The organism is Poseidonocella sp. HB161398, from assembly GCF_005870025.1.
Classification (GTDB): domain Bacteria; phylum Pseudomonadota; class Alphaproteobacteria; order Rhodobacterales; family Rhodobacteraceae; genus Mangrovicoccus.
Map to the genome: position 1 here is coordinate 38,062 of NZ_VATA01000027.1, position 17,705 is coordinate 55,766.

Below are 17,705 nucleotides of genomic sequence, written 5' to 3' on the forward strand. Positions count from 1 at the left end.
GAGATCCGGAGACCGAAGATGACCAGCCATGCCAAGCCCGCCGGGACCGTCCCGGCCGCGGCCGACCCCGCCGGGACGGCCGCGCTGCCGCAACTGGCCCATGCCCGCAATCCCGGCATGGCGCTCGATCTCGACTGGGTCGCCTCGGCCCGCGCCAACAGCTCCGCCATCGCGCGCCGCGCCGCGCAGATCCCCGCGCGCCGCTCGCTCAAGGGCGACTGGCAGGCGGCCTGGCTGGCCCGCGCGGCGACGCTGATCGACCTGACGACGCTGTCCGGGGACGACACGCCCGGCCGGGTCCGCCGCCTCTGCGCCAAGGCGCGCCAGCCGGTGCGCGCCGATCTGCTGGAGGCGCTGGGCCTGCCCGCGATCACCACCGGCGCGGTCTGCGTCTATCACGAGATGATCGCCCCCGCGGTCGAGGCGCTGGCGGGCTCGGGCATCCCGGTCGCCGCGGTCTCGACCGGCTTTCCCGCCGGGCTCTCGCCCTTCGCGCTGCGGCTCAAGGAGATCGAGGCCTCGGTCGCGGCAGGCGCGGCGGAGATCGACATCGTCATCTCGCGCCGCCATGTGCTGACTGGCAACTGGCAGGCGCTCTATGACGAGACCCGCGCGATGCGCGAGGCCTGCGGGCCCGCCCATATGAAGGCGATCCTGGCGACGGGCGAGCTGGGCACGCTGCAGAATGTCGCCCGCGCCTCGCTGGTGGCGATGATGGCGGGGGCGGATTTCATCAAGACCTCGACCGGCAAGGAGGGGGTCAATGCCACGCTGCCGGTCAGCCTGGTGATGACCCGCGCGATCCGCGCCTATCGCGGGGCGACCGGCCACAAGGTCGGCTACAAGCCCGCCGGCGGCATCTCGAAGGCGAAGGACGCGCTGAGCTACATGGCGCTGATGAAGGAGGAGCTGGGCGACGAGTGGCTGCGCCCGGAGCTCTTCCGCTTCGGCGCCTCCTCGCTTCTGGGCGATATCGAGCGGCAACTGGAACACCACGTCACCGGCGCCTATTCGGCGTCCTGGCGCCATGCGATGGGGTAGGAACATGACCGTCAGGGAGATTTTCGAGACCATGGACTACGGCCCCGCCCCAGAGAGCGCCGCCGAGGCCCTGGCCTGGCTCGACGGCCATGGCCGCCGCTTCGCCGCCGCCGGGGCGGAGACCTTCGAGACGCGCAACCCGGCCACCGGGGCGCGTCTGGCCGAAGTGGCGCAGGGCAGCGCGGCGGATGTCGATGCCGCCGTCGCGGCGGCGCGCGCGGCCTTTCCGGGCTGGGCGGCAATGCCGGGCCACCGCCGGGCGCGGATCCTCTACGCCATGGCGCGGCTGATCCAGAAGCATGCCCGCACGCTGGCGGTGCTGGAGACGCTAGACACCGGCAAGCCCGTCCGCGAGTCCCGCGATGCCGACATCCCGCTGGCGGCGCGGCATTTCTACTACCATGCCGGGATGGCGCAGCTGATGGCCGAGGAGCTGCCCGGCCGCGCGCCGCTGGGCGTCTGCGGGCAGATCATCCCGTGGAACTTCCCGCTCCTGATGCTGGCCTGGAAGGTGGCGCCGGCCCTGGCCATGGGCAATGCGGTCGTGCTGAAGCCCGCCGAATGGACGCCGCTGACCGCGCTCTACTTCGCCGAGATCGCCGCCGAGGCCGGGCTGCCCGAGGGCGTGCTCTCGATCGTCACCGGCGACGGCAGCACGGGGGCGGCGCTGGCGGCGCATCCGGGGGTCGACAAGATCGCCTTCACCGGCTCCACCGAGGTCGGGCGCGCGATCCGCAAGGCGACGGCCGGGCAGGGCAAGGCGCTGACGCTGGAGCTCGGCGGCAAGTCGCCCTTCATCGTCGCCGAGGATGCCGATCTCGACAGCGCGGTCGAGGGGCTGGTGGACTCCATCTGGTTCAATGGCGGGCAGGTCTGCTGCGCGGGCTCCCGCCTGATCGTGCAGGAGGGCATCGCCGAAGATGTCCACGCCCGGCTGCGGACGCGGATGAAGACGCTGCGCGTCGGCGATCCGCTCGACAAATGCGTCGATCTGGGCGCCATGGCCGATCCGGCGCATCGCGCGCGGGTGGCGGCGATGGTGGCCGGGACCGGCGGCGAGGTCTTCACCGCGCCCTGCGCGCTGCCCGAAGGGGATGCCTTCATGGCGCCGGTGCTGGTCAGCGGGCTGGAACCGGCCGATCCGCTGATGCAGGAGGAGATCTTCGGGCCGGTGCTTGTCTCCACCACCTACCGCACGCCCGGCGAGGCGGTGCAGATCGCCAATGCCACGCGCTACGGGCTGGCGGCCTCGGTCTGGACGGAGAATGTCAATGTCGCGCTCGACATGGCGGCGAAGCTCGCGGCCGGGGTGGTCTGGGTCAATGGCGCCAACATGTTCGACGCGGCCGCGGGCTTCGGCGGGATGAAGGAGAGCGGCTTCGGCCGGGAAGGCGGCTGGGAGGGGCTCCGCGCCTATACCAGGGCGACGGAAGAGGCCCCGGCTCTGACGGCCGGGGCGCCGGTCGCCCGGCCCGGAGCGCCGCGCCCGCCGGAGCTGGACCGCACGGCGAAATTCTACATTGGCGGCAAGCAGGCGCGGCCCGATGGCGGGCAGAGCCGCGCGGTCTGGGCGACGGATGGCCGGCTGCTCGGCCATGCCGGGATCGCCGGGCGCAAGGATCTGCGCAACGCGGTCGAGGCGGCGCGGGCGGCGCAGCCCGGCTGGGCGGCGGCCGGCGGGGCGCTGCGGGCACAGGTGCTGTATTTCCTGGCCGAGAACCTTTCGGCGCGCGGTCCGGAATTCGCCGTGAGGCTGGCGGAGCAGACCGGCGCGGAGATCGCGGCGGCGGCGGCCGAGGTCGAGGCCTCGCTCGAGCGGCTCTTCACCTGGGCGGCCTGGGCCGACAAGCAGGATGGCGCGGTCAAGCCGGTGCCGGGCAAGGCGTTGGCTGTGGCGCTGCGCCAGCCCGCGGGGGTGATCGGCATGGCACTGCCCGATGCGCCGGCGCTGCTGGGGCTAGTCTCCTGCATCGCGCCCGCGCTGGCCACGGGCAATGCCGTCGTCGCGGCGGCCTCGGCGGCCTATCCGCTGATCGCCGCGGAGTTCTGCCAGATCCTCGACACGTCCGACGTGCCGGGCGGCACCGTGAACATGGTCTCCGGCGATCCCGCCCAGCTGATGCCGGTGCTGGCGCAGCATGCCGATCTGGACGCGGTCTGGAGTTTTGCCGGGCAGGATCTGTCAGAGGCGATCGAGGCGGGCGCGGCCGGCAACCTGAAGCGCAGCTGGTGCCCGCGGGGCATGGACTGGGGCCGCAGCAATGCCGCGGAGTTCCTCGAGGCCGCGACCGAGGTGAAGACGGTCTGGCTGCCCTACGGCGCCTGAGCGCCGGGCGGATTGCCGGAAGGGGGCGCGGGCCCGGTCTTCAGGCAGCGCGGCGGAGGCCCCCGCTGCCTCCGGGGAGCGTGCCGCCCTGATGCGCGCGGGCGCGCGGTCCGGACGACGCGCAGCGATCTTCCGCCGTGCCGATGCCCTCCGCCCCGCTAGCGGAACTTGTCGGCCAGGCGCTGCAGCGGGGAGCGGGCGTCTTCCGGCGCCGCTTCTGCCTCCGGCTTCGCGGGGGCTTCGGTCTTCGGCGCCTTCTTCCCGGGCTTCTCCCCGCCCGAGGAGCGCGGCGGCGCAGTGCGCAGCGCCACGGCATTCATGAATTTCGCCCCGTCGCCCTTCGCCAGCGCCGGCGCGCCGTCCGAGCAGCCGCGGATCAGGTCGTCGAGCCAGGCCTCCTCGGCCTTGGCGAAATCCGACAGGACATAGCCCGAGACCCGGTCCTTGTGCCCGGGATGGCCGATGCCGAGCCGCACCCGGCCGTATTCGGAGCCGATATGCTGGTGGATCGAGCGCAGCCCGTTATGCCCGGCATGGCCGCCGCCCTGCTTGACCCGCGCCTTGCCGGGCGCCAGGTCGAGCTCGTCATGGAAGACCACGACGTCTTCGGGGGCGATCTTGTAGAAGCGGGCCGCCTCGCCGACCGACTGGCCGGAGAGGTTCATGAAGGTCTGGGGCTTCAGCAGCACGGTCTTCTCGCCGCCCAGGACGGCCTCGGTCACTTCGGCCTGGAATTTCGACCGCCAGGGCGCCGCGCCATGATCGGCGGCGATCCGGTCGAGCACCATGAATCCGATATTGTGGCGGTTTCCCGCGTATTTCGCGCCGGGATTGCCGAGACCGACGAAGAGACGCATGGCATTGCTCCTGCTTGACCTTCGGCGACTTAATGCCCTGATCTGGGGCGGAAGACCAGAAGGAGACAGGCAATGTACCTGACGATGAACCGCTTCAAGGTGAAGCTCGGCTCGGAGGAGGCGTTCGAGACCGTGTGGAAGAGCCGCGACAGCCATCTCAAGGAGGTGCCGGGCTTCATGGAGTTCCACCTGATGAAGGGGCCGCAGAACGAGGAGGCGGGCTACCGGCTCTATGCCTCGCACACGATGTGGGAGAGCGAGGAGGCCTTCCTCGGCTGGACCAAGTCCGAGGCCTTCCGCAAGGCGCATGCCGGGGCGCGCTCCTCGGCGGATATCTACATGGGGCCGCCGGAACTGGAGATCTTCGACTCGATCCAGTCGGTGCGCTGAGGCCGGAGGGCATGTCCGCCGGGGGCGGCGGCCCGGCGGAACGCCCGGCTCCGGCGGCGCAGCGCAGCCGGGCAGGCCGGTGAGTGCCCCTCGCGCGTGCCCGGAAGCTGGCCTAGGGCGCCGGGCGGCTTGCCGCGTCGGCCGCCAGCTTGGCGTCGGCGCATTTGCGGATGTCTTGCCGGTCCGCATCGTCGAACACGTAGCCTGCGGACAGGGTGCCGATCGCGTCGTCCACCGTCATTTCCGGCGAATAATAGTAGCCGGCAGGCGGGGTTTCGGCTTCGGGATAGGCGCCTTCGCGGACACAGGCATTGACCGCCCTGTAGGGGTCCAGCGGCGCCTCCGGAGCTTCGCAGGCGCCCAGGAGCGGGAGAAGGAGCAGAGCATTGAAAAAATGGATCTTTGCCACGGTGTTCCAGGTGTCCTTGCGTCAATGGGCATTCTGAATGGCTTTGGCGGAGGCCGTCGGCGCTCCGCCCGGTGCAGGCTATCGGGCGGCCGCCTGCACCGTCAATGCCCCAGAGCAGGGGCCGCAATGGCCTATCGGGCCACCTTCCGGCGGAAACCCGACAGCGATGCCGCAAGGGCGAAGATCGCCGCCGCCGTGGCGACGATGGTCGGGCCCGCGGGCGTGTCGGCCAGGAAGGAGAGGCGCAGTCCGCCGAGGCTCGCCAGCCCGCCGACCGCGGCGGCAAGGAGCGCCATGCGCTCCGGCGTGCGGGCGAAGGGACGGGCGGCAGCGGCCGGGATCAGGAGCAGCGCCGCGATCAGCAGGACCCCCACGACCTTGATGGCCACGGCCACGACCAGCGCCAGGGCGAAGGTCAGGTAGCGCTGCTCGCGCTCGGGATCCATGCCGCTGGCGCGCGCCAGGTCGGCATTCAGCGTCGTCGTCAGCAGCGCCGACCAGCGCCACCAGAGGAGCGCGAGCACCAGCGCGCCGCCGCCCCAGATCACCGCCAGGTCGCCGCGTCCGACCGCCAGGATGTCGCCGAAGAGATAGGCCGAGAGGTCGACCCGCGCGCCCGGGATCATCGACACCGCGACCAGCCCGAAGGCCAGCGCCGAATGCGCCGCAACCCCTAGGATCGTGTCGCTGCTATGGCCGCGCCCGGTCAGCGCCGTGACCGCGGCCGCCATCGCCAGGCAGCAGAGCAGCACTCCCCCCAGGATCGGCACCTCGAAGGCCAGCGACAGCGCCACGCCGAGGATCGCGGCATGGGCGGTGGCATCGCCGAAATAGGCCATCCGCCGCCAGACGACGAAGCAGCCGAGCGGCCCGGCCGCCAGCGCGACGCCGAGCCCGGCAAGGGCGGCGCGGATCAGGAAACTGTCAAGGAAGCTCATTCGGCGGCGGTCTCGTGGCTGTCATGGGCGCAGTCGGGCCCGTGCTCGTGGCTGTGGTCGTGGTCATGGCGGTAGAGCGCCAGCGCGCCCCCGGTGCCGGTGCCGAAGAGCGCGCGGTATTCCGGCGCCGAAGAGACATGCTCGGGCGTGCCGTGGCAGCAGACATGGCCGTTCAGGCACACCACCCGGTCGGAGGCGGCCATCACCACGTGCAGCTCGTGGCTGACCATCAGCACGGCGCAGCCGGTCTCGTCGCGGATCGTCTCGATCTGGCGGTAGAAGGCGGCGGAGCCGGGCTGGTCGAGCCCCTGGGTCGCCTCGTCGAGGATCAGCAGCTCGGGCTTCGACAGGAGTGCGCGCGCGAGCAGCACCCGCTGGAACTGCCCGCCGGACAGCTCGGACATCTGCCGGTCGGTCAGCGCCTCGGCGCCTGCCTGCTCCAGCGCGGCGCGGGTCTCGAACCGGCTGAAGCGCACCGGCAGGGACAGGAAGCGGCCCACGGTCAGCGGCAGGGTCGGGTCGATATGCAGCTTCTGCGGGACATAGCCCAGCCGCAGCCCCGGCTTGCGCCGGATCTGTCCGGCGGCGGGGGTCACGGCACCGATCACCGCGCGCATCAGCGTCGTCTTGCCCGAGCCGTTCGGCCCGACCAGGGTGACGATCTCGCCGCGCGATATCGAGAAATCGACGCTGTCCAGCACCGGGCGGCCGTCGAGGCGGACATCGAGCCCGGTGATCTCGACCAGGCTCATGCGCCGGCCTTGCGGCAGTCGGGGCAGAGCCCCTCGGCCTCCATCGCGGCGCGCTCGACGGTGAAGCCCATCGGTTCCGCCGCGCGTGCCAGCGCCTGGCGCGGCAGGGTGCTGTCGGTCTCGGCGACGCGGCTGCAGGCGCGGCAGATCAGGAAGGCCGGCGTGTGGCTGTCGCCGGCATGGGTGCAGGCGATGAAGGCGTTCAGCCGCTCGATCCGGTGGGCGAAGCCGTTGGCGGTGAGGAAGTCGAGCGCGCGGTAGGCCACCGGCGGCTGCGAGCCCAGCCCCTCGTCGCGCAGCCGGTCGAGGATCTCGTAGGCGCCCATCGCCCGGTGCTCGGAAAGCAGGATCTCCAGCACCCGCTTGCGCACCGGCGTCAGCTTCAGCCCGGCCTCGCGGCACTGGCGCACGGCCGCCTCGACGCCCTGCGAGATGCAGGCGCCGTGATCATGGGGGGTGAAGCTGGTTTCGGGCATAGGGGTCTCCCGGGCGCGTTTGGGGGTTGATATGTTATACGATACGCTTTAGCAAGGGCTCCGATCTGTTATAAGGTAACATCATGCGGACGATACAAGCGACGATCGCGGCCGGTTTTCTCCTGGGCGGGGCAGGCATGGCGGCAGCCGAGGTGCCCCATGTGGCGACGGACATTCCGCCGGTCCACGGGCTGGTGGCACGGGTGATGCAGGGGCTGGGCACGCCCGATCTGGTGGTGCCGCCGGGCGCCTCGCCGCATGGCTATGCGCTGCGCCCCTCCGAGGCGGCGTCGCTGGAGCGGGCCGATCTGGTGGTCTGGGTCGGCGAGGCGCTGACCCCCTGGCTGGAGCGGCCGATCGGCAGCCTGGCAAGCGGGGCCGACGTGCTGGAGCTGCTGGCGGTGCCGGGCACCGAGACGCTGCAGTTCCGCGAAGGCGCAACCTTCGCGCCGCATAGCCACGGCGACGGCGAGGCCCATGACGGGGACGGGCATGCCGGGGACGAAGATCACGACCACGAGCATGCCGGGGATGAGGATCACGACCACGAGCACGGGCATGAGGAGGAGCATGAAGAGGCCGGGGCGCATGGCGACGCGCATGGCCACGACCATCACGGCGCCGACCCGCATGCCTGGCTCGACCCGGGCAATGCGGCGCTCTGGCTCGACGCGATCGCGGCCGAGCTGTCCGAGCTCGATCCGGAGAATGCCGGGGCCTATGCCGCCAATGCCGCCGCGGGACGTGCGGAAATCGACGCTGCCGAGGCCGAGGCCGCGGCGCTGGTGACCCCGCTGGCGGGCCGGCCCTTCATCGTCTTCCACGACGCCTACCACTATTTCGAGCATCATTTCGGCGTCGAGGCCGCCGGGGCGCTGTCGCTGGGCGACGCCGTCGAGCCGGGGCCGGCGCGGGTGGCCGAAGTGCGCGACCTGATCCGCAGCATGGACACGGCCTGCGTATTCGCCGAGCCGCAGTTCAACCCGCGGCTGCTCGAGACCGTGACCGAGGGCAGCGGCGCCAAGGCGGCGGTGCTCGACCCGCTGGGCAGCGACCTGCCGACCGGCCCGGGCTTCTATCCGGCGCTGCTGAAGGAGATCTCGGAACGGATGGCCGGCTGCCTCGGCTGAGGCCGGGTCCGCCCTTCCCTGTGCGGGCCGCCATCCCCTGCGGGATGGCGGCGTTTCCGCGTCTGCAGCTCCCCGAGAAGGCAGTGCCGTGTATTCTGCCGGACGGTCGCGCGGGCCGTCGTGGCAGCGCGGACAGGGGCTGAGCCGGTGGGCGGCTGCCCCGGCCGAGGCGGTGTCTGGCGCCGTTACCTCGCGGGATGGCGGCGTTTCCGCGTCTGAAGCTCCTCGAGGAGGCAGTGCCGTGCATTCTGCCGGACGGTCGCGCGGGCCGTCGTGGCAGCGCGGACAGGAGCTGAGCCGGTGGCGAGGGATTGGCGGCAGCGGCGGCGATGCGCGCATGACGGGACGGTCGCGCCCGGCGGGGCGGAGGCCGGTGCTCCGATCGGTCTCTGCGCAACGGGGCATGAATATTCGGCAGAGGGGAGCCGGCTCATTGCGGGCCGTGCGCCGCCTGACGTCCCTGATCCCGATGCGACGAGCGATGCTGTCCCGGACCGGCGTCCGGCTGCTGCCGGAGGCGCCATGGCCCGGTTTTCGGCGGGTCATGCGGCGTGGCCACCGCCTGGCGGCGCTTTTGCGGGGCGGATGGACCGGAAGGTCGTGCGCGGCGGTTCAGCGGCAGCTTGTGGCGCGCGGCAGCGGTCGGCAGCGCTGCGCTTGGCGGCGGGGGGCCGGTCCGGCGGCGGCGCCAGGATGGCCGGCGCGGCGGAGCGGGAGGGATGCCGGGCGCGCCCGGCGGCCGGAGGGGCCCTGTCCCGGGGGCAGCGGTGCCGCCGCCGTCCGGGTCAGGCGCGTTGTCCGGCCTCGCGCCGCGGCTCAGGCGCTGTGGGCGCCGTCGGAAAGGGATTTGACGAAGGAGAGGATCTCGGCGACGGGGCGCTTCTCCTCGCATTGCTTGACGATGGCCGAGCCGACCACGGCGCCGTCGGCGACCGAGGCGATGTCGCGGGCGGTTTCGGGCGTGCGGATGCCGAAGCCGACGATCACCGGCAGGTCGGTCCCGGCCTTGATCCGCGCGACTTCCGGCGCGACCTCGCCCGCAACGGCGGCGGCGGCGCCGGTGATGCCGGTGACGGAGACGTAGTAGACGAAGCCCGAGGTGTTCTGCAGGACTTTCGGCAGGCGCGCGTCATCGGTCGTCGGCGTGGCGAGACGGATGAAGTTCAGCCCGGCCGCCTGGGCGGGAATGCAGAGCTCGGCATCTTCCTCGGGGGGCAGGTCGACGACGATCAGCCCGTCGATCCCGGCGGCCTTGGCATCTTCGAGGAAGCGCGGCACGCCGCGGGAATAGATCGGGTTGTAGTAGCCCATCAGCACGATCGGCGTGGTGGCGTCGGTCTCGCGGAAGCGGCGCGCCAGCTCCAGCGTCTTGAGGAGCGTCATGCCGCCGTCGAGCGCGCGCTGGCCGGCCAGCTGGATGGTCGGGCCGTCGGCCATCGGATCGGTGAAGGGCAGGCCCAGCTCGATGATGTCCACGCCCGCGCCGGGCAGGCCCTTGACCAGCTCCAGCGAGGTGTCGAAATCCGGGTCTCCGGCCATGACATAGCCGACGAAGGCTTTCTTCCCTTCGGTCTTGAGGCGCGCAAAGGTGTCGTCGATCCGTGTCATGCTGGTCTCCCGTCGTCGGTCTCCGCGGGTTTGGCGCATCGCCGCGGAAGTGGCAAGGGGAACCGGCCGGGAGGCCGCGGGTCTTCGCCCGCGGCGGGACAGGGCGGCGGGACTGGGCGGAGGGGCCGGGCTCAGGCGGCGACCCCGGCCAGGTGCTCGATCTGGGCCTCGCCCGCGGCGGCGAGGAGCCGGGCGATGTCGCTGCGCGGGGTGACGAGCACCGCGACCCGCGCGCCTTCGGCCAGCGCACCGGCGACCTGCGCCGCCGGGTCGGCCGGGGCGAGGGGACCGTCGAGCGCCATCCGCGCGGCGTCGCGGCGCGCGAGTTCCAGGGGCGCGGTGCCGATCTCGGCGGAATAGAGGATGAGGTCGGCCTCCTGCAGCCGCTGCACTGCCTGCAGCGTCAGGTGGTTGCGGTCGGCGGTGGTCGGCACGAGGCTGAGGAGCCCGGCGCCCTGCGTCCCGGGCGCGCCGCCCGCGGCGATCGCCTCCTTGACGAGCCGGGCCGCCTCGCGCTCGGCCCCGGCGGCATGGCGCTGGCGCGGCGCGCCGGTGAAGACCCAGCGCCAGAAGTCGCGGCGCCGCTCCGGCGGGACGCCCTCGGCCACGGCGCCGCGCAGCCGCCCGGCCAGCGCCACCAGGTCGCCCAGCCGCGGCTCCAGCATCTCCTCCACCCGGGTCTTGACCTGCCGCGCCAGGATCGGCGCGTTGCCCTCCGAGCCGATCGCCACCACCAGCGGGTCGCGGTCGACGATCGAGGGGGTGTAGGCATCGCAGAGCGCGGGCTGGTCGACGACATTGACGAGCGCGCGGACGGATTTCGCCAGCGCATGCAGCTCGCGGTCGCGCGCCTCCTCGCCAGTGGCGATGAAGACGATGGCCGCCTCCGCGCAGGCCCCGGCGGTCGGCGCCGAGGGGTCGTGGCGGATCCGGCCGCGGGCGGCGAGCTCGGACAGTTCGGGGTCGAGTTCGGCCGCCTGCACGGTGATCCGGGCCTCGGTCTTCAGGAGCAGCCGGCATTTCTGCGCCGCCTGCTCGCCGCCGCCGAGGATCAGGACGGTCCGCCCCGCCACCTGGAGGAACATCGGAAAGGTCTTCATCTCGTCTCCCGCGCGTTTCTCCCCGCCATACCGCGAAGCGAAGCGGAGAAGAACCTCATTCCGCGGCGAGGCGCATCCCGGGGGCGGGGGCCTGCGGTCGGGTGGCGGCCTCGCGGCGGCTCTCGCGCCGTCCGCGGGGCGGGTAGACCAGGGCGAACATCTGCGGGGTGAAGTAGAAGCTGACCACGGTCGAGAGCAGCACGCCGCCGGCGATCGACATGGCGAAGGGGGGCCAGAAGCCGCCGCCGCCGAGGATCAGCGGCAGGAAGCCGCCGAAGGTGGTGACGGTGGTCGACAGGATATGGCGCGAGCTGTCCATCACCACGCCGGCCATCGCCTCGGGGTCGCCGGTGCGGGCGACCGGATGGGCCTGGAGCCCGGACATGATGATCAGCGCGGCATTGATCGACACGCCGATCGAGCCGATCACGCCGATGATCGCGGTGATGCCGAACGGGTAGTTGAAGACCGCCAGCGACAGGAAGCTGAGCCCGGCCGAGAGGATCGCCACCACGAAGGTCACCGCGGTCAGCCGGAAGGAGCCGAAGGTCAGCACCACGGTGGCGATCGACAGCGTCACGATCAGCCCCAGCGGCGCCATCAGGTTGGTCACGACGTCGTTCCTGGCATCCGAGTCGCCGCCGACCTCCAGCCGGTAGCCCGCGGGCAGCGCCAGGTCGAGCCGGGCCAGCGCCTCGGCCAGGACTTCCTCGGGCAGGGCCTGCGGCTGGACGAAGGCCTGGATGGTGTTGGCGCGGACACCGTTGCGGCGGGTGATCTCGGGCTTTGCGGGCTCGAGGCGGATATCGGCGATGGCCGAGAGCGGCAGGCCGGGGAAGCTGCCCGCGGCGGCGAGCGACCGGGCGGAGGGCGGCAGGATCGGCAGGTTGGCGATGCGGTCGAGATCGCCGCGGATGTCGTCGCCCAGCCGGACGCGGACCGGCAGCTCTTCGGAGCCCTCGATCAGCGAGCCGCCGGTGACGCCCTCGAGCCCGGCCTGGAGCTGCGCGGCGACGCTGCCCAGCGTCAGCCCGGCCATGTTGGCGGCGGCCTCGTCGATGTCGATGGCGACCTTCGGCGCCCCGCCCTCGAGCGAGCTGCGCACGATGGTCACCGCGTCGATGCCCAGAAGCGTGGCGCGCACCTCCTCGCCGAGCGCGCGCAGTGTGGCGAGATCGGGGCCGGTCAGGCGCAGCTCCACCGGGGCGGAGACGGGCGGGCCCTGGACCAGGCCGCGCACCAGGATGCGGGCCTCGGGGAAGGCGCGGTTCAGCTCCTCCTGCAGGGGCACCAGCATGGCGGCGGTGGCCCCGGGCGAGTCGGTGGTGACCAGAGCCTGGGCGAAGGCCGGGGCGTTCTCGCGGAAGCCGACGACGTTGTAGTAGAAGGCCGGGGCGCTTTCGCCGATGGTCCAGGCGACATGGCGGATGCCGTCGCGGCTGCGCAGAAGCGCGTCCATCTCGGCGGCCAGCGCGCGGGTCCTGGGGATGGCGGTGCCCTTGGGCAGCTCGACCTCGATATGGAACTGGTCGCGGTCGGTGCCGGGGAAGAACTGCGCCGTCAGCCCGCCGAGCGAGACGAAGCCGGTGACGGGCAGGATCAGCGCCAGCATCACCGAGCGCACCGGGTTCCGCACGCTCCACAGGATCGTGTCGCGGAAGCGCCGCCCGACCCAGCCGCCGGGCAGGCCGTGGCCGCTGTCGCCCTCGGGCAGGACCCAGCCGGCGATGGCAGGCGTCACGGTCAGCGCGATGATCAGCGACCAGCCCAGCATGAAGACGACCGAGATGGCGATGGCGCCGACGAAATCCCCGGCCGGTCCGGGCAGCAGGATCATCGGCGCGAAGCTCAGCGCGGTGGTCACGGTCGAGGCCAGGAGCGGCATGGCCAGGCGGCGCACCGCGTCGCCGACCGCGCGCTCGCGCCCCATGCCATGGGCGAGCCGCTGGCGCACCTCGTCGGTCATCACGATGGCGGCGTCGACCAGCAGCCCCAGCGCCACGATCAGCCCGGTGACGGACATCTGGTGCAGCGGCAGGCCGATCATGTTCATCGAGGCCAGCGTCGCCAGGCTGACCAGCGGCAGCACCAGCCCGACGATCAGCGCCGCGCGCAGCCCCAGCGTGACCAGCAGCACCAGCACCACCAGCGCCACGCCGATCCCCATGTTCTTCGCTACCTCTGCCAGCCGCTCGGCAGTATAGCCCGACTGGTCGAAGATCAGCTCCGCGGAAAGCGAGCGGGGCAGGGCGGCGTTGAAGGCGGCGAGGTCCTCCTTCAGCCGGCCCATCCAGACATCGACCTGCAGCCCGTCCTCCAGCCGCGCGGCGGCCAGCACGGCGGGCCTGCCGTCGGACAGCGCGTAATCCGATGCGGGCGCCTTCGGGCCGCGGGTGATCTCGGCGATCTCGCCCAGCCGGGTGACATGGCCCGCGCCGTCCTCGGCCACCACCACCTGGCGCAGCCGGTCGAGCGCGCGGATCTCGCCGCCGATCTCCAGCAGCAGATCCGAGCCGGGCGATTGCAGCCGCCCGGACTGCACCTTGGCATCGGCGCCCCGGACCGCGGCCGAGATCTCCTCCGCGGTCAGTCCCAGCGCGGCGGTCATCGCCGGATCGAGCCGGACCAGCACCTCTTCCTCGGGCTGGCCGAAGGTCTCGACATTCTTGGTGCCGGGCACGGCGCGCATCAGGTCGGCCAGTTCCTCGGCATAGCGGCCCTGGATCGCCGGGGTGACGCCGTCGCGGACGGGCACCAGCGCGGCAATCGCGGCGAAGGCGCCGTAGGTGTCGTCGAAGACCGGCTGGCCCGCGCCGGCCGGGAAGCCGGTGGCGGCATCGTCGATCGCGTCGCGCACATCGGTCCAGACCGACTCGATCTTCGCAGGGTCGACGGTCTCGATCAGCTCGATCTGGATCACCGAGACGCCGGTCGAGGAGGTCGAGGTGACGGTGTCGATCTCGGCGATCTCGCGCAGCTCGTCCTCGATCTTCTGGGTGACGAGCGATTCCACCCGCGCCGGATCGGCACCGGGATAGAGCGTGGTCACCACCGCGTTGATATTGGTGATCGTCGGGTCTTCCTGGCGCCCGAGCGACAACAGCGCCGAGAGCCCGGCGGAGATCACCACCAGCAGGATCAGCGCGACGAGGCGGGGGTTGCGGAACGTCGCCGTCTCCATCGCTCAGCGCCCCGCCAGGGCGACGGGCTGGCCGGGGGCGACCCGGTGGGTGCCGTCGGCGACGACCAGCATGCCGTCCTCGAGCGCGCCGCGGACGAAGGCGCGGGCGCCATCGGCATGGATCACCTCCACCGCCTCGCGCGACAGCCGCGCGGTCCCGTCCGTGTCGTCGACGACAAGCAGCGTCCAGAGCCCGCGCGGTCCTTCGGACAGCGCGCTGAGCGGCAGCCAGGCGCCGGTTTCGGCCACGTCGCGCATCACGGTCAGCCGCACGACGGCGCCATAGGGCAGGGTCCCGGCCGCGTCCTCGAGGTCGAAGAGCACGGGCAGGGTGCGGGTCACCGGGTCGATGCCGGCGCGGCGGCTGGCGAAGACCGCGCGCAGCGGTCGGCCTTCGATCGTCACGTCGAAGCTGTCGCCCGGGGAGAGCGCCGCGGCCAGCGCGGGCAGGAGCCCGACCCGCACCCGCGGCCGCCCGTCCTCCTGCAATTCCAGCACCGGCGCGGTGGCGGCGACCTGGCTGCCCTCGTCGACATGGCGCAGCGCGACGCGCCCGGCGAAGGGCGCGCGCAGGGTGCTCTTGTCGCGCTGGACCTCGGCCAGCTCCACCGAGGCCTCCGTCTGGGCGATCCGCGCCTCGAGCTCGGTGACGGCCAGCCGCGCCTCGTCGGCATTCTGCTGGCTGGCGAAACTGCGGTCGGCCAGCGCCTTCTGGCGCTCGTAGGTCAGCCGCGCGAGTTCCAGCTGCGCGGCCAGCGCGTCGCGGGCGGCCTTCGCCTCGGCGATCTGGGCGGCAATGGCGCGGGTGTCGAGCTGGGCAAGCACCTGGCCCTCGGCCACCTCGTCGCCCTCGTCGGCCAGCAATTCCACCACCGTGCCGCCGATCTCGAAGCCCAGAACGCTGTCCTGGCGCGGCTCCACCCGGCCGATGAAATCCTGCGGCACCTCATAGCTCTGCTGCAGCGCGACCGCGACCGTGCGCACCGGCAGCGTCGCCTCCGCCGCCCCGGCCTCGATCCGCACCGTTCCCGCGGCGATCACGTTCGAGGCGAGGATCACCGCGCCCAGCGAGAAAGCGGCGGCCAGGGCGGTGCCGCCCAGGATGCGCGCCCGGCGCAGAATGCGGCCGCCCAGAGGGGCGGAACGGTCGGGGGTCGGGGTCATGGTCTCGGTCTCCGGCTGCCGCGCCCGGCGCTTTACCGGTCCGCGATTCCATGTTAGAGCCTCTCACATGGATGTTAGATACTCTAACTTTAAGCTGAACGGAACAGTTTAGTTAGAGGCCGGGCAAAAAAAGGCAGGCAGCATGGCGGCAGAGACGGGCGCACGCAAACCCTATCACCACGGCGATCTCCGCCGGGCGCTGGTCGACGCGGCCCGCGCGCTGGTGGAGGAGAAGGGCGCGGCGCATTTCTCGGTCGCCCAGGCAGCGCGGCAGGCAGGCGTGTCCTCGGCCGCGCCCTACCGGCATTTCCGCGACCGCGAGGAGATGCTCGACGCGGTGGCCGGGGACGGGCTGGCGCGGATGGCGGAGCGGTTCCGCCTGGTGGCCGAGGGGCTGGAGCTGGGCTCGGTCGAGGCGGTGCTGCGGATCGGCCTCGCCTATATCGACTTCGCCGTCTGCGAACCGGCGGTCTTCCGGCTGATGTTCGCGGAATTGCAGGAGAAATCCGAGGAGACCTGCGCCGCGGGCGAGGCCTGCCACATGCATCTGCTGTGCCATGTCGCGGCGCGGATGGGGCGCGAGGAGGTCGACGAGACGGTCTTTGCCGCGGCGCTTCCGCTCTGGACCATGGTCCACGGAATCGCCTTCCTGAAGCTCGACGGCAAGTTCTCGGAGGATTGCATGCCGGTGGAGCTGGAGCCGATCCTGCGCAATGCGGTCACGCGGCTCTTGCCGGGCTGAGGCGCCTGCCTCGCCCGCGGGCCGTGCTGTCGCTATTGTCCTTGGGGGAGGGAAGTTACTGGAGCGGGCGAAGGGATTCGAACCCTCGACCCCAACCTTGGCAAGGTTGTGCTCTACCCCTGAGCTACACCCGCATCCTGTAACGTCGCTTCTCTCTGGAGCGGGCGAAGGGATTCGAACCCTCGACCCCAACCTTGGCAAGGTTGTGCTCTACCCCTGAGCTACACCCGCGTCCGGAGAAGTGAGGGGCTTCTAGCCAGTGGCGCTGACGGCTGCAAGCGGAAAATTCCGATTTTTTCGCCAGCGCCGCAGAACGTCGGGGAAGGCAGCCGGGGACTGCCTGCGGGACAGGCTCAGGCGGCGCGGGCGAGCGGCCGGGCGCGGCGTTCCAGCATCGGCGCCAGCGCCGCGGCCATCAGCGCGGCGACCCCCACCAGCAGGAAGGCGGTGCGCAGCGAGGTCAGGCCCGCCACCGCGCCGATCACCGGCGGGCCGAGGAGAATCGAGCCGTAGCCCAGTGTCGCCACCGCCGCGATCGCCTGTCCCGGGGCGGCTCCGGGCTCCGCGGCGGCGCGGCTGAAGGCCAGCGGATAGAGCGGCGCATAGCCCAGCCCCATCAGCAGGAACCCGGCCATGGCCAGCCCCCAGGGCCCCGGCAGCACGACCAGCAGGATGCCCGTGGCCGCCGTCAGCCCGGCTGCCCGGGCGACCGCCGCCGCGCCGAAGCGCCCGACCAGCCGGTCGGTGCAGAGCCGCATCGCCACCATCGAGACCGAGAAGGCCGCATAGCCCAGCGTCGCCAGCGAGGCGCTCGTGCCCGCGACATCGCTGAGATAGATCGCGCTCCAGTCGGCCGTCGCGCCCTCGCCCAGCCCAGAGGCCAGCGCGATCAGCCCGACTGCCACCAGCGGCCCGCGCGGCAGGGCGAAGACCGGCGTCCCGCCCTGGGCCTGCCGCCGCTCCGAGCGCCAGGGCACCATGAGGAACGGTCCGAGCAGCAGCAGCGCCAGCAGCGCGGCCAGCGCGAAATGCACCGCGACCGGCAGCTCCGCCGCCGTCGCCGCGAAGCCGAGCCCCGCGCCCGCGCCCGCGCCGAGGCTCCACATCGCGTGGAAGCCCGACATCACCGGCCGCCCGAGCGACGCCTCCACCTCGGTGCCCCAGCTGTTCATCGAGACATCCATCGCCCCATGGGCCATGCCGAAGAACAGCAGCGCCGCGCCCAGCAGGACCTGCCCCGGTGCCAGCGCCAGCAGCGGCAGCGACACCAGATAGGCCAGCGCCAGCCCGCGCGTCACCCCGACCGCGCCGAGCCGGTCCGAGAGCCGCCCGGCCATCGCGAAAGAGCCGAGCGCGCCCAGCCCCATGAAAAGCAGGAGCAGCCCCAGCCGGGCTTCCTCCAGCCCGTGCGCGGCCTGCACGGCGGGCACCCGCGAGGCCCAGCTGCCCAGGAGCATGCCGTTCAGCGCGAAGGCCGCGGCCACGCCGCGCCAGGGGGTGATGAAAGTCTGCATGACGGGTCTCCGGCTGGTCGTTCGGCTCCGTTCTGCCCGATGGCGCGCGGCCGGTCACGGCCTTTCGCGGCCGCAGT

At 72.1% G+C, this 17,705-nt stretch carries 15 protein-coding genes, 2 tRNA genes and 1 pseudogene; 5 read left to right on the plus strand and 13 right to left on the minus strand.

Annotation, left to right across the window (positions count from 1 at the left end):
• Nucleotides 1-18: 18 nt before the first annotated feature.
• Together deoC and FGX59_RS20170 are read left to right on the plus strand one after the other, a co-directional pair.
• Nucleotides 19-1,041 (plus strand): deoxyribose-phosphate aldolase, encoded by a 1,023-nt coding sequence (gene deoC / locus FGX59_RS20165; protein ID WP_138468924.1) that lies wholly within the window; start codon nucleotides 19-21, stop codon nucleotides 1,039-1,041.
• 4 nt (nucleotides 1,042-1,045) lie between these two features.
• Nucleotides 1,046-3,367 (plus strand): aldehyde dehydrogenase family protein, encoded by a 2,322-nt coding sequence (locus FGX59_RS20170; RefSeq protein ID WP_138468925.1) that lies wholly within the window; start codon nucleotides 1,046-1,048, stop codon nucleotides 3,365-3,367.
• Nucleotides 3,368-3,525: 158 nt separating this feature from the next.
• Here the strand turns inward: FGX59_RS20170 and pth are convergent, their stop codons facing one another.
• Nucleotides 3,526-4,224 carry an aminoacyl-tRNA hydrolase gene (pth, locus tag FGX59_RS20175; protein WP_138468926.1) on the minus strand — a complete coding sequence of 233 codons (699 nt, stop codon included), beginning with the start codon at nucleotides 4,222-4,224 and terminating at the stop codon, nucleotides 3,526-3,528.
• A 72-nt stretch (nucleotides 4,225-4,296) separates the two neighbouring features.
• Here pth and FGX59_RS20180 point away from each other — a divergent pair, with 72 nt between their 5' ends.
• Nucleotides 4,297-4,614, plus strand: a complete 318-nt coding sequence (locus FGX59_RS20180; protein WP_138468927.1) for an antibiotic biosynthesis monooxygenase — start codon at nucleotides 4,297-4,299, stop codon at nucleotides 4,612-4,614.
• A gap of 112 nt (nucleotides 4,615-4,726) precedes the next feature.
• Here FGX59_RS20180 and FGX59_RS20185 read toward each other — a convergent pair whose 3' ends face one another.
• From FGX59_RS20185 to FGX59_RS20200, 4 genes are all read right to left on the minus strand, one after another.
• Nucleotides 4,727-5,023: a hypothetical protein gene (locus FGX59_RS20185; RefSeq protein ID WP_138468928.1), complete on the minus strand. Its 297-nt coding sequence runs from the start codon at nucleotides 5,021-5,023 to the stop codon at nucleotides 4,727-4,729.
• Nucleotides 5,024-5,154: 131 nt separating this feature from the next.
• Nucleotides 5,155-5,961 (minus strand): metal ABC transporter permease, encoded by an 807-nt coding sequence (locus FGX59_RS20190; RefSeq protein WP_138468929.1) that lies wholly within the window; start codon nucleotides 5,959-5,961, stop codon nucleotides 5,155-5,157.
• Complete coding sequence (locus FGX59_RS20195) at nucleotides 5,958-6,713, minus strand: metal ABC transporter ATP-binding protein (protein WP_138468930.1); 756 nt, start codon at nucleotides 6,711-6,713, stop codon at nucleotides 5,958-5,960. Before FGX59_RS20195 ends, FGX59_RS20190 begins: the two co-directional genes overlap by 4 nt.
• Nucleotides 6,710-7,189 (minus strand): Fur family transcriptional regulator, encoded by a 480-nt coding sequence (locus FGX59_RS20200; RefSeq protein ID WP_138468931.1) that lies wholly within the window; start codon nucleotides 7,187-7,189, stop codon nucleotides 6,710-6,712. Before FGX59_RS20200 ends, FGX59_RS20195 begins: the two co-directional genes overlap by 4 nt.
• Before the next feature lie 83 nt (nucleotides 7,190-7,272).
• Here FGX59_RS20200 and FGX59_RS20205 point away from each other — a divergent pair, with 83 nt between their 5' ends.
• The gene (locus FGX59_RS20205) at nucleotides 7,273-8,319 is read left to right on the plus strand and encodes a zinc ABC transporter substrate-binding protein (protein WP_138468932.1); all 1,047 of its coding nucleotides are present in this window, start codon (nucleotides 7,273-7,275) and stop codon (nucleotides 8,317-8,319) included.
• 816 nt (nucleotides 8,320-9,135) lie between these two features.
• Here the strand turns inward: FGX59_RS20205 and trpA are convergent.
• The 4 genes from trpA to FGX59_RS20225 all read right to left on the minus strand — a co-directional run bounded on the left by trpA (nucleotide 9,136) and on the right by FGX59_RS20225 (nucleotide 15,372).
• The gene (trpA, locus tag FGX59_RS20210; protein ID WP_138468933.1) at nucleotides 9,136-9,927 is read right to left on the minus strand and encodes a tryptophan synthase subunit alpha; all 792 of its coding nucleotides are present in this window, start codon (nucleotides 9,925-9,927) and stop codon (nucleotides 9,136-9,138) included.
• A 131-nt stretch (nucleotides 9,928-10,058) separates the two neighbouring features.
• Nucleotides 10,059-11,027: a bifunctional precorrin-2 dehydrogenase/sirohydrochlorin ferrochelatase gene (locus tag FGX59_RS20215; RefSeq protein ID WP_138468934.1), complete on the minus strand. Its 969-nt coding sequence runs from the start codon at nucleotides 11,025-11,027 to the stop codon at nucleotides 10,059-10,061.
• A 55-nt stretch (nucleotides 11,028-11,082) separates the two neighbouring features.
• Complete coding sequence (locus FGX59_RS20220; RefSeq protein ID WP_138468935.1) at nucleotides 11,083-14,208, minus strand: efflux RND transporter permease subunit; 3,126 nt, start codon at nucleotides 14,206-14,208, stop codon at nucleotides 11,083-11,085.
• A gap of 3 nt (nucleotides 14,209-14,211) precedes the next feature.
• Complete coding sequence (locus FGX59_RS20225; RefSeq protein ID WP_138468936.1) at nucleotides 14,212-15,372, minus strand: efflux RND transporter periplasmic adaptor subunit; 1,161 nt, start codon at nucleotides 15,370-15,372, stop codon at nucleotides 14,212-14,214.
• Nucleotides 15,373-15,514: 142 nt separating this feature from the next.
• Between FGX59_RS20225 and FGX59_RS20230 the strand changes: the two genes are divergently transcribed.
• On the plus strand, nucleotides 15,515-16,114 hold the full coding sequence (locus FGX59_RS20230; protein WP_138468937.1) for a TetR/AcrR family transcriptional regulator: 600 nt from the start codon (nucleotides 15,515-15,517) through the stop codon (nucleotides 16,112-16,114).
• A 59-nt stretch (nucleotides 16,115-16,173) separates the two neighbouring features.
• Here the strand turns inward: FGX59_RS20230 and FGX59_RS20235 are convergent.
• The 4 genes and pseudogenes from FGX59_RS20235 to FGX59_RS39720 form a co-directional block, all read right to left on the minus strand.
• Nucleotides 16,174-16,248, minus strand: a tRNA-Gly gene (locus FGX59_RS20235).
• Between the two features lie 22 nt (nucleotides 16,249-16,270).
• Nucleotides 16,271-16,345: transfer RNA gene (locus tag FGX59_RS20240), tRNA-Gly, on the minus strand.
• A 122-nt stretch (nucleotides 16,346-16,467) separates the two neighbouring features.
• Complete coding sequence (locus FGX59_RS20245; RefSeq protein ID WP_370296139.1) at nucleotides 16,468-17,298, minus strand: MFS transporter; 831 nt, start codon at nucleotides 17,296-17,298, stop codon at nucleotides 16,468-16,470.
• Nucleotides 17,281-17,631, minus strand: a pseudogene (locus FGX59_RS39720) (MFS transporter); the annotation flags it as partial. The gene FGX59_RS20245 and the pseudogene FGX59_RS39720, both read right to left, overlap by 18 nt.
• Between the last annotated feature and the right edge of the window lie 74 nt (nucleotides 17,632-17,705).

Bases quoted from the DNA above. Each gene is read 5' to 3' on its own strand.
- trpA (WP_138468933.1), bottom strand. From the start codon at position 9,927: ATGACACGGATCGACGACACCTTTGCGCGCCTCAAGACCGAAGGGAAG.
- FGX59_RS20215 (WP_138468934.1), bottom strand. From the start codon at position 11,027: ATGAAGACCTTTCCGATGTTCCTCCAGGTGGCGGGGCGGACCGTCCTG.
- FGX59_RS20195 (WP_138468930.1), bottom strand. From the start codon at position 6,713: ATGAGCCTGGTCGAGATCACCGGGCTCGATGTCCGCCTCGACGGCCGC.
- FGX59_RS20220 (WP_138468935.1), bottom strand. From the start codon at position 14,208: ATGGAGACGGCGACGTTCCGCAACCCCCGCCTCGTCGCGCTGATCCTG.
- FGX59_RS20230 (WP_138468937.1), top strand. From the start codon at position 15,515: ATGGCGGCAGAGACGGGCGCACGCAAACCCTATCACCACGGCGATCTC.
- FGX59_RS20225 (WP_138468936.1), bottom strand. From the start codon at position 15,372: ATGACCCCGACCCCCGACCGTTCCGCCCCTCTGGGCGGCCGCATTCTG.
- FGX59_RS20205 (WP_138468932.1), top strand. From the start codon at position 7,273: ATGCGGACGATACAAGCGACGATCGCGGCCGGTTTTCTCCTGGGCGGG.
- FGX59_RS20200 (WP_138468931.1), bottom strand. From the start codon at position 7,189: ATGCCCGAAACCAGCTTCACCCCCCATGATCACGGCGCCTGCATCTCG.
- FGX59_RS20245 (WP_370296139.1), bottom strand. From the start codon at position 17,298: ATGGATGTCTCGATGAACAGCTGGGGCACCGAGGTGGAGGCGTCGCTC.
- deoC (WP_138468924.1), top strand. From the start codon at position 19: ATGACCAGCCATGCCAAGCCCGCCGGGACCGTCCCGGCCGCGGCCGAC.
- FGX59_RS20170 (WP_138468925.1), top strand. From the start codon at position 1,046: ATGACCGTCAGGGAGATTTTCGAGACCATGGACTACGGCCCCGCCCCA.
- pth (WP_138468926.1), bottom strand. From the start codon at position 4,224: ATGCGTCTCTTCGTCGGTCTCGGCAATCCCGGCGCGAAATACGCGGGA.
- FGX59_RS20180 (WP_138468927.1), top strand. From the start codon at position 4,297: ATGTACCTGACGATGAACCGCTTCAAGGTGAAGCTCGGCTCGGAGGAG.
- FGX59_RS20190 (WP_138468929.1), bottom strand. From the start codon at position 5,961: ATGAGCTTCCTTGACAGTTTCCTGATCCGCGCCGCCCTTGCCGGGCTC.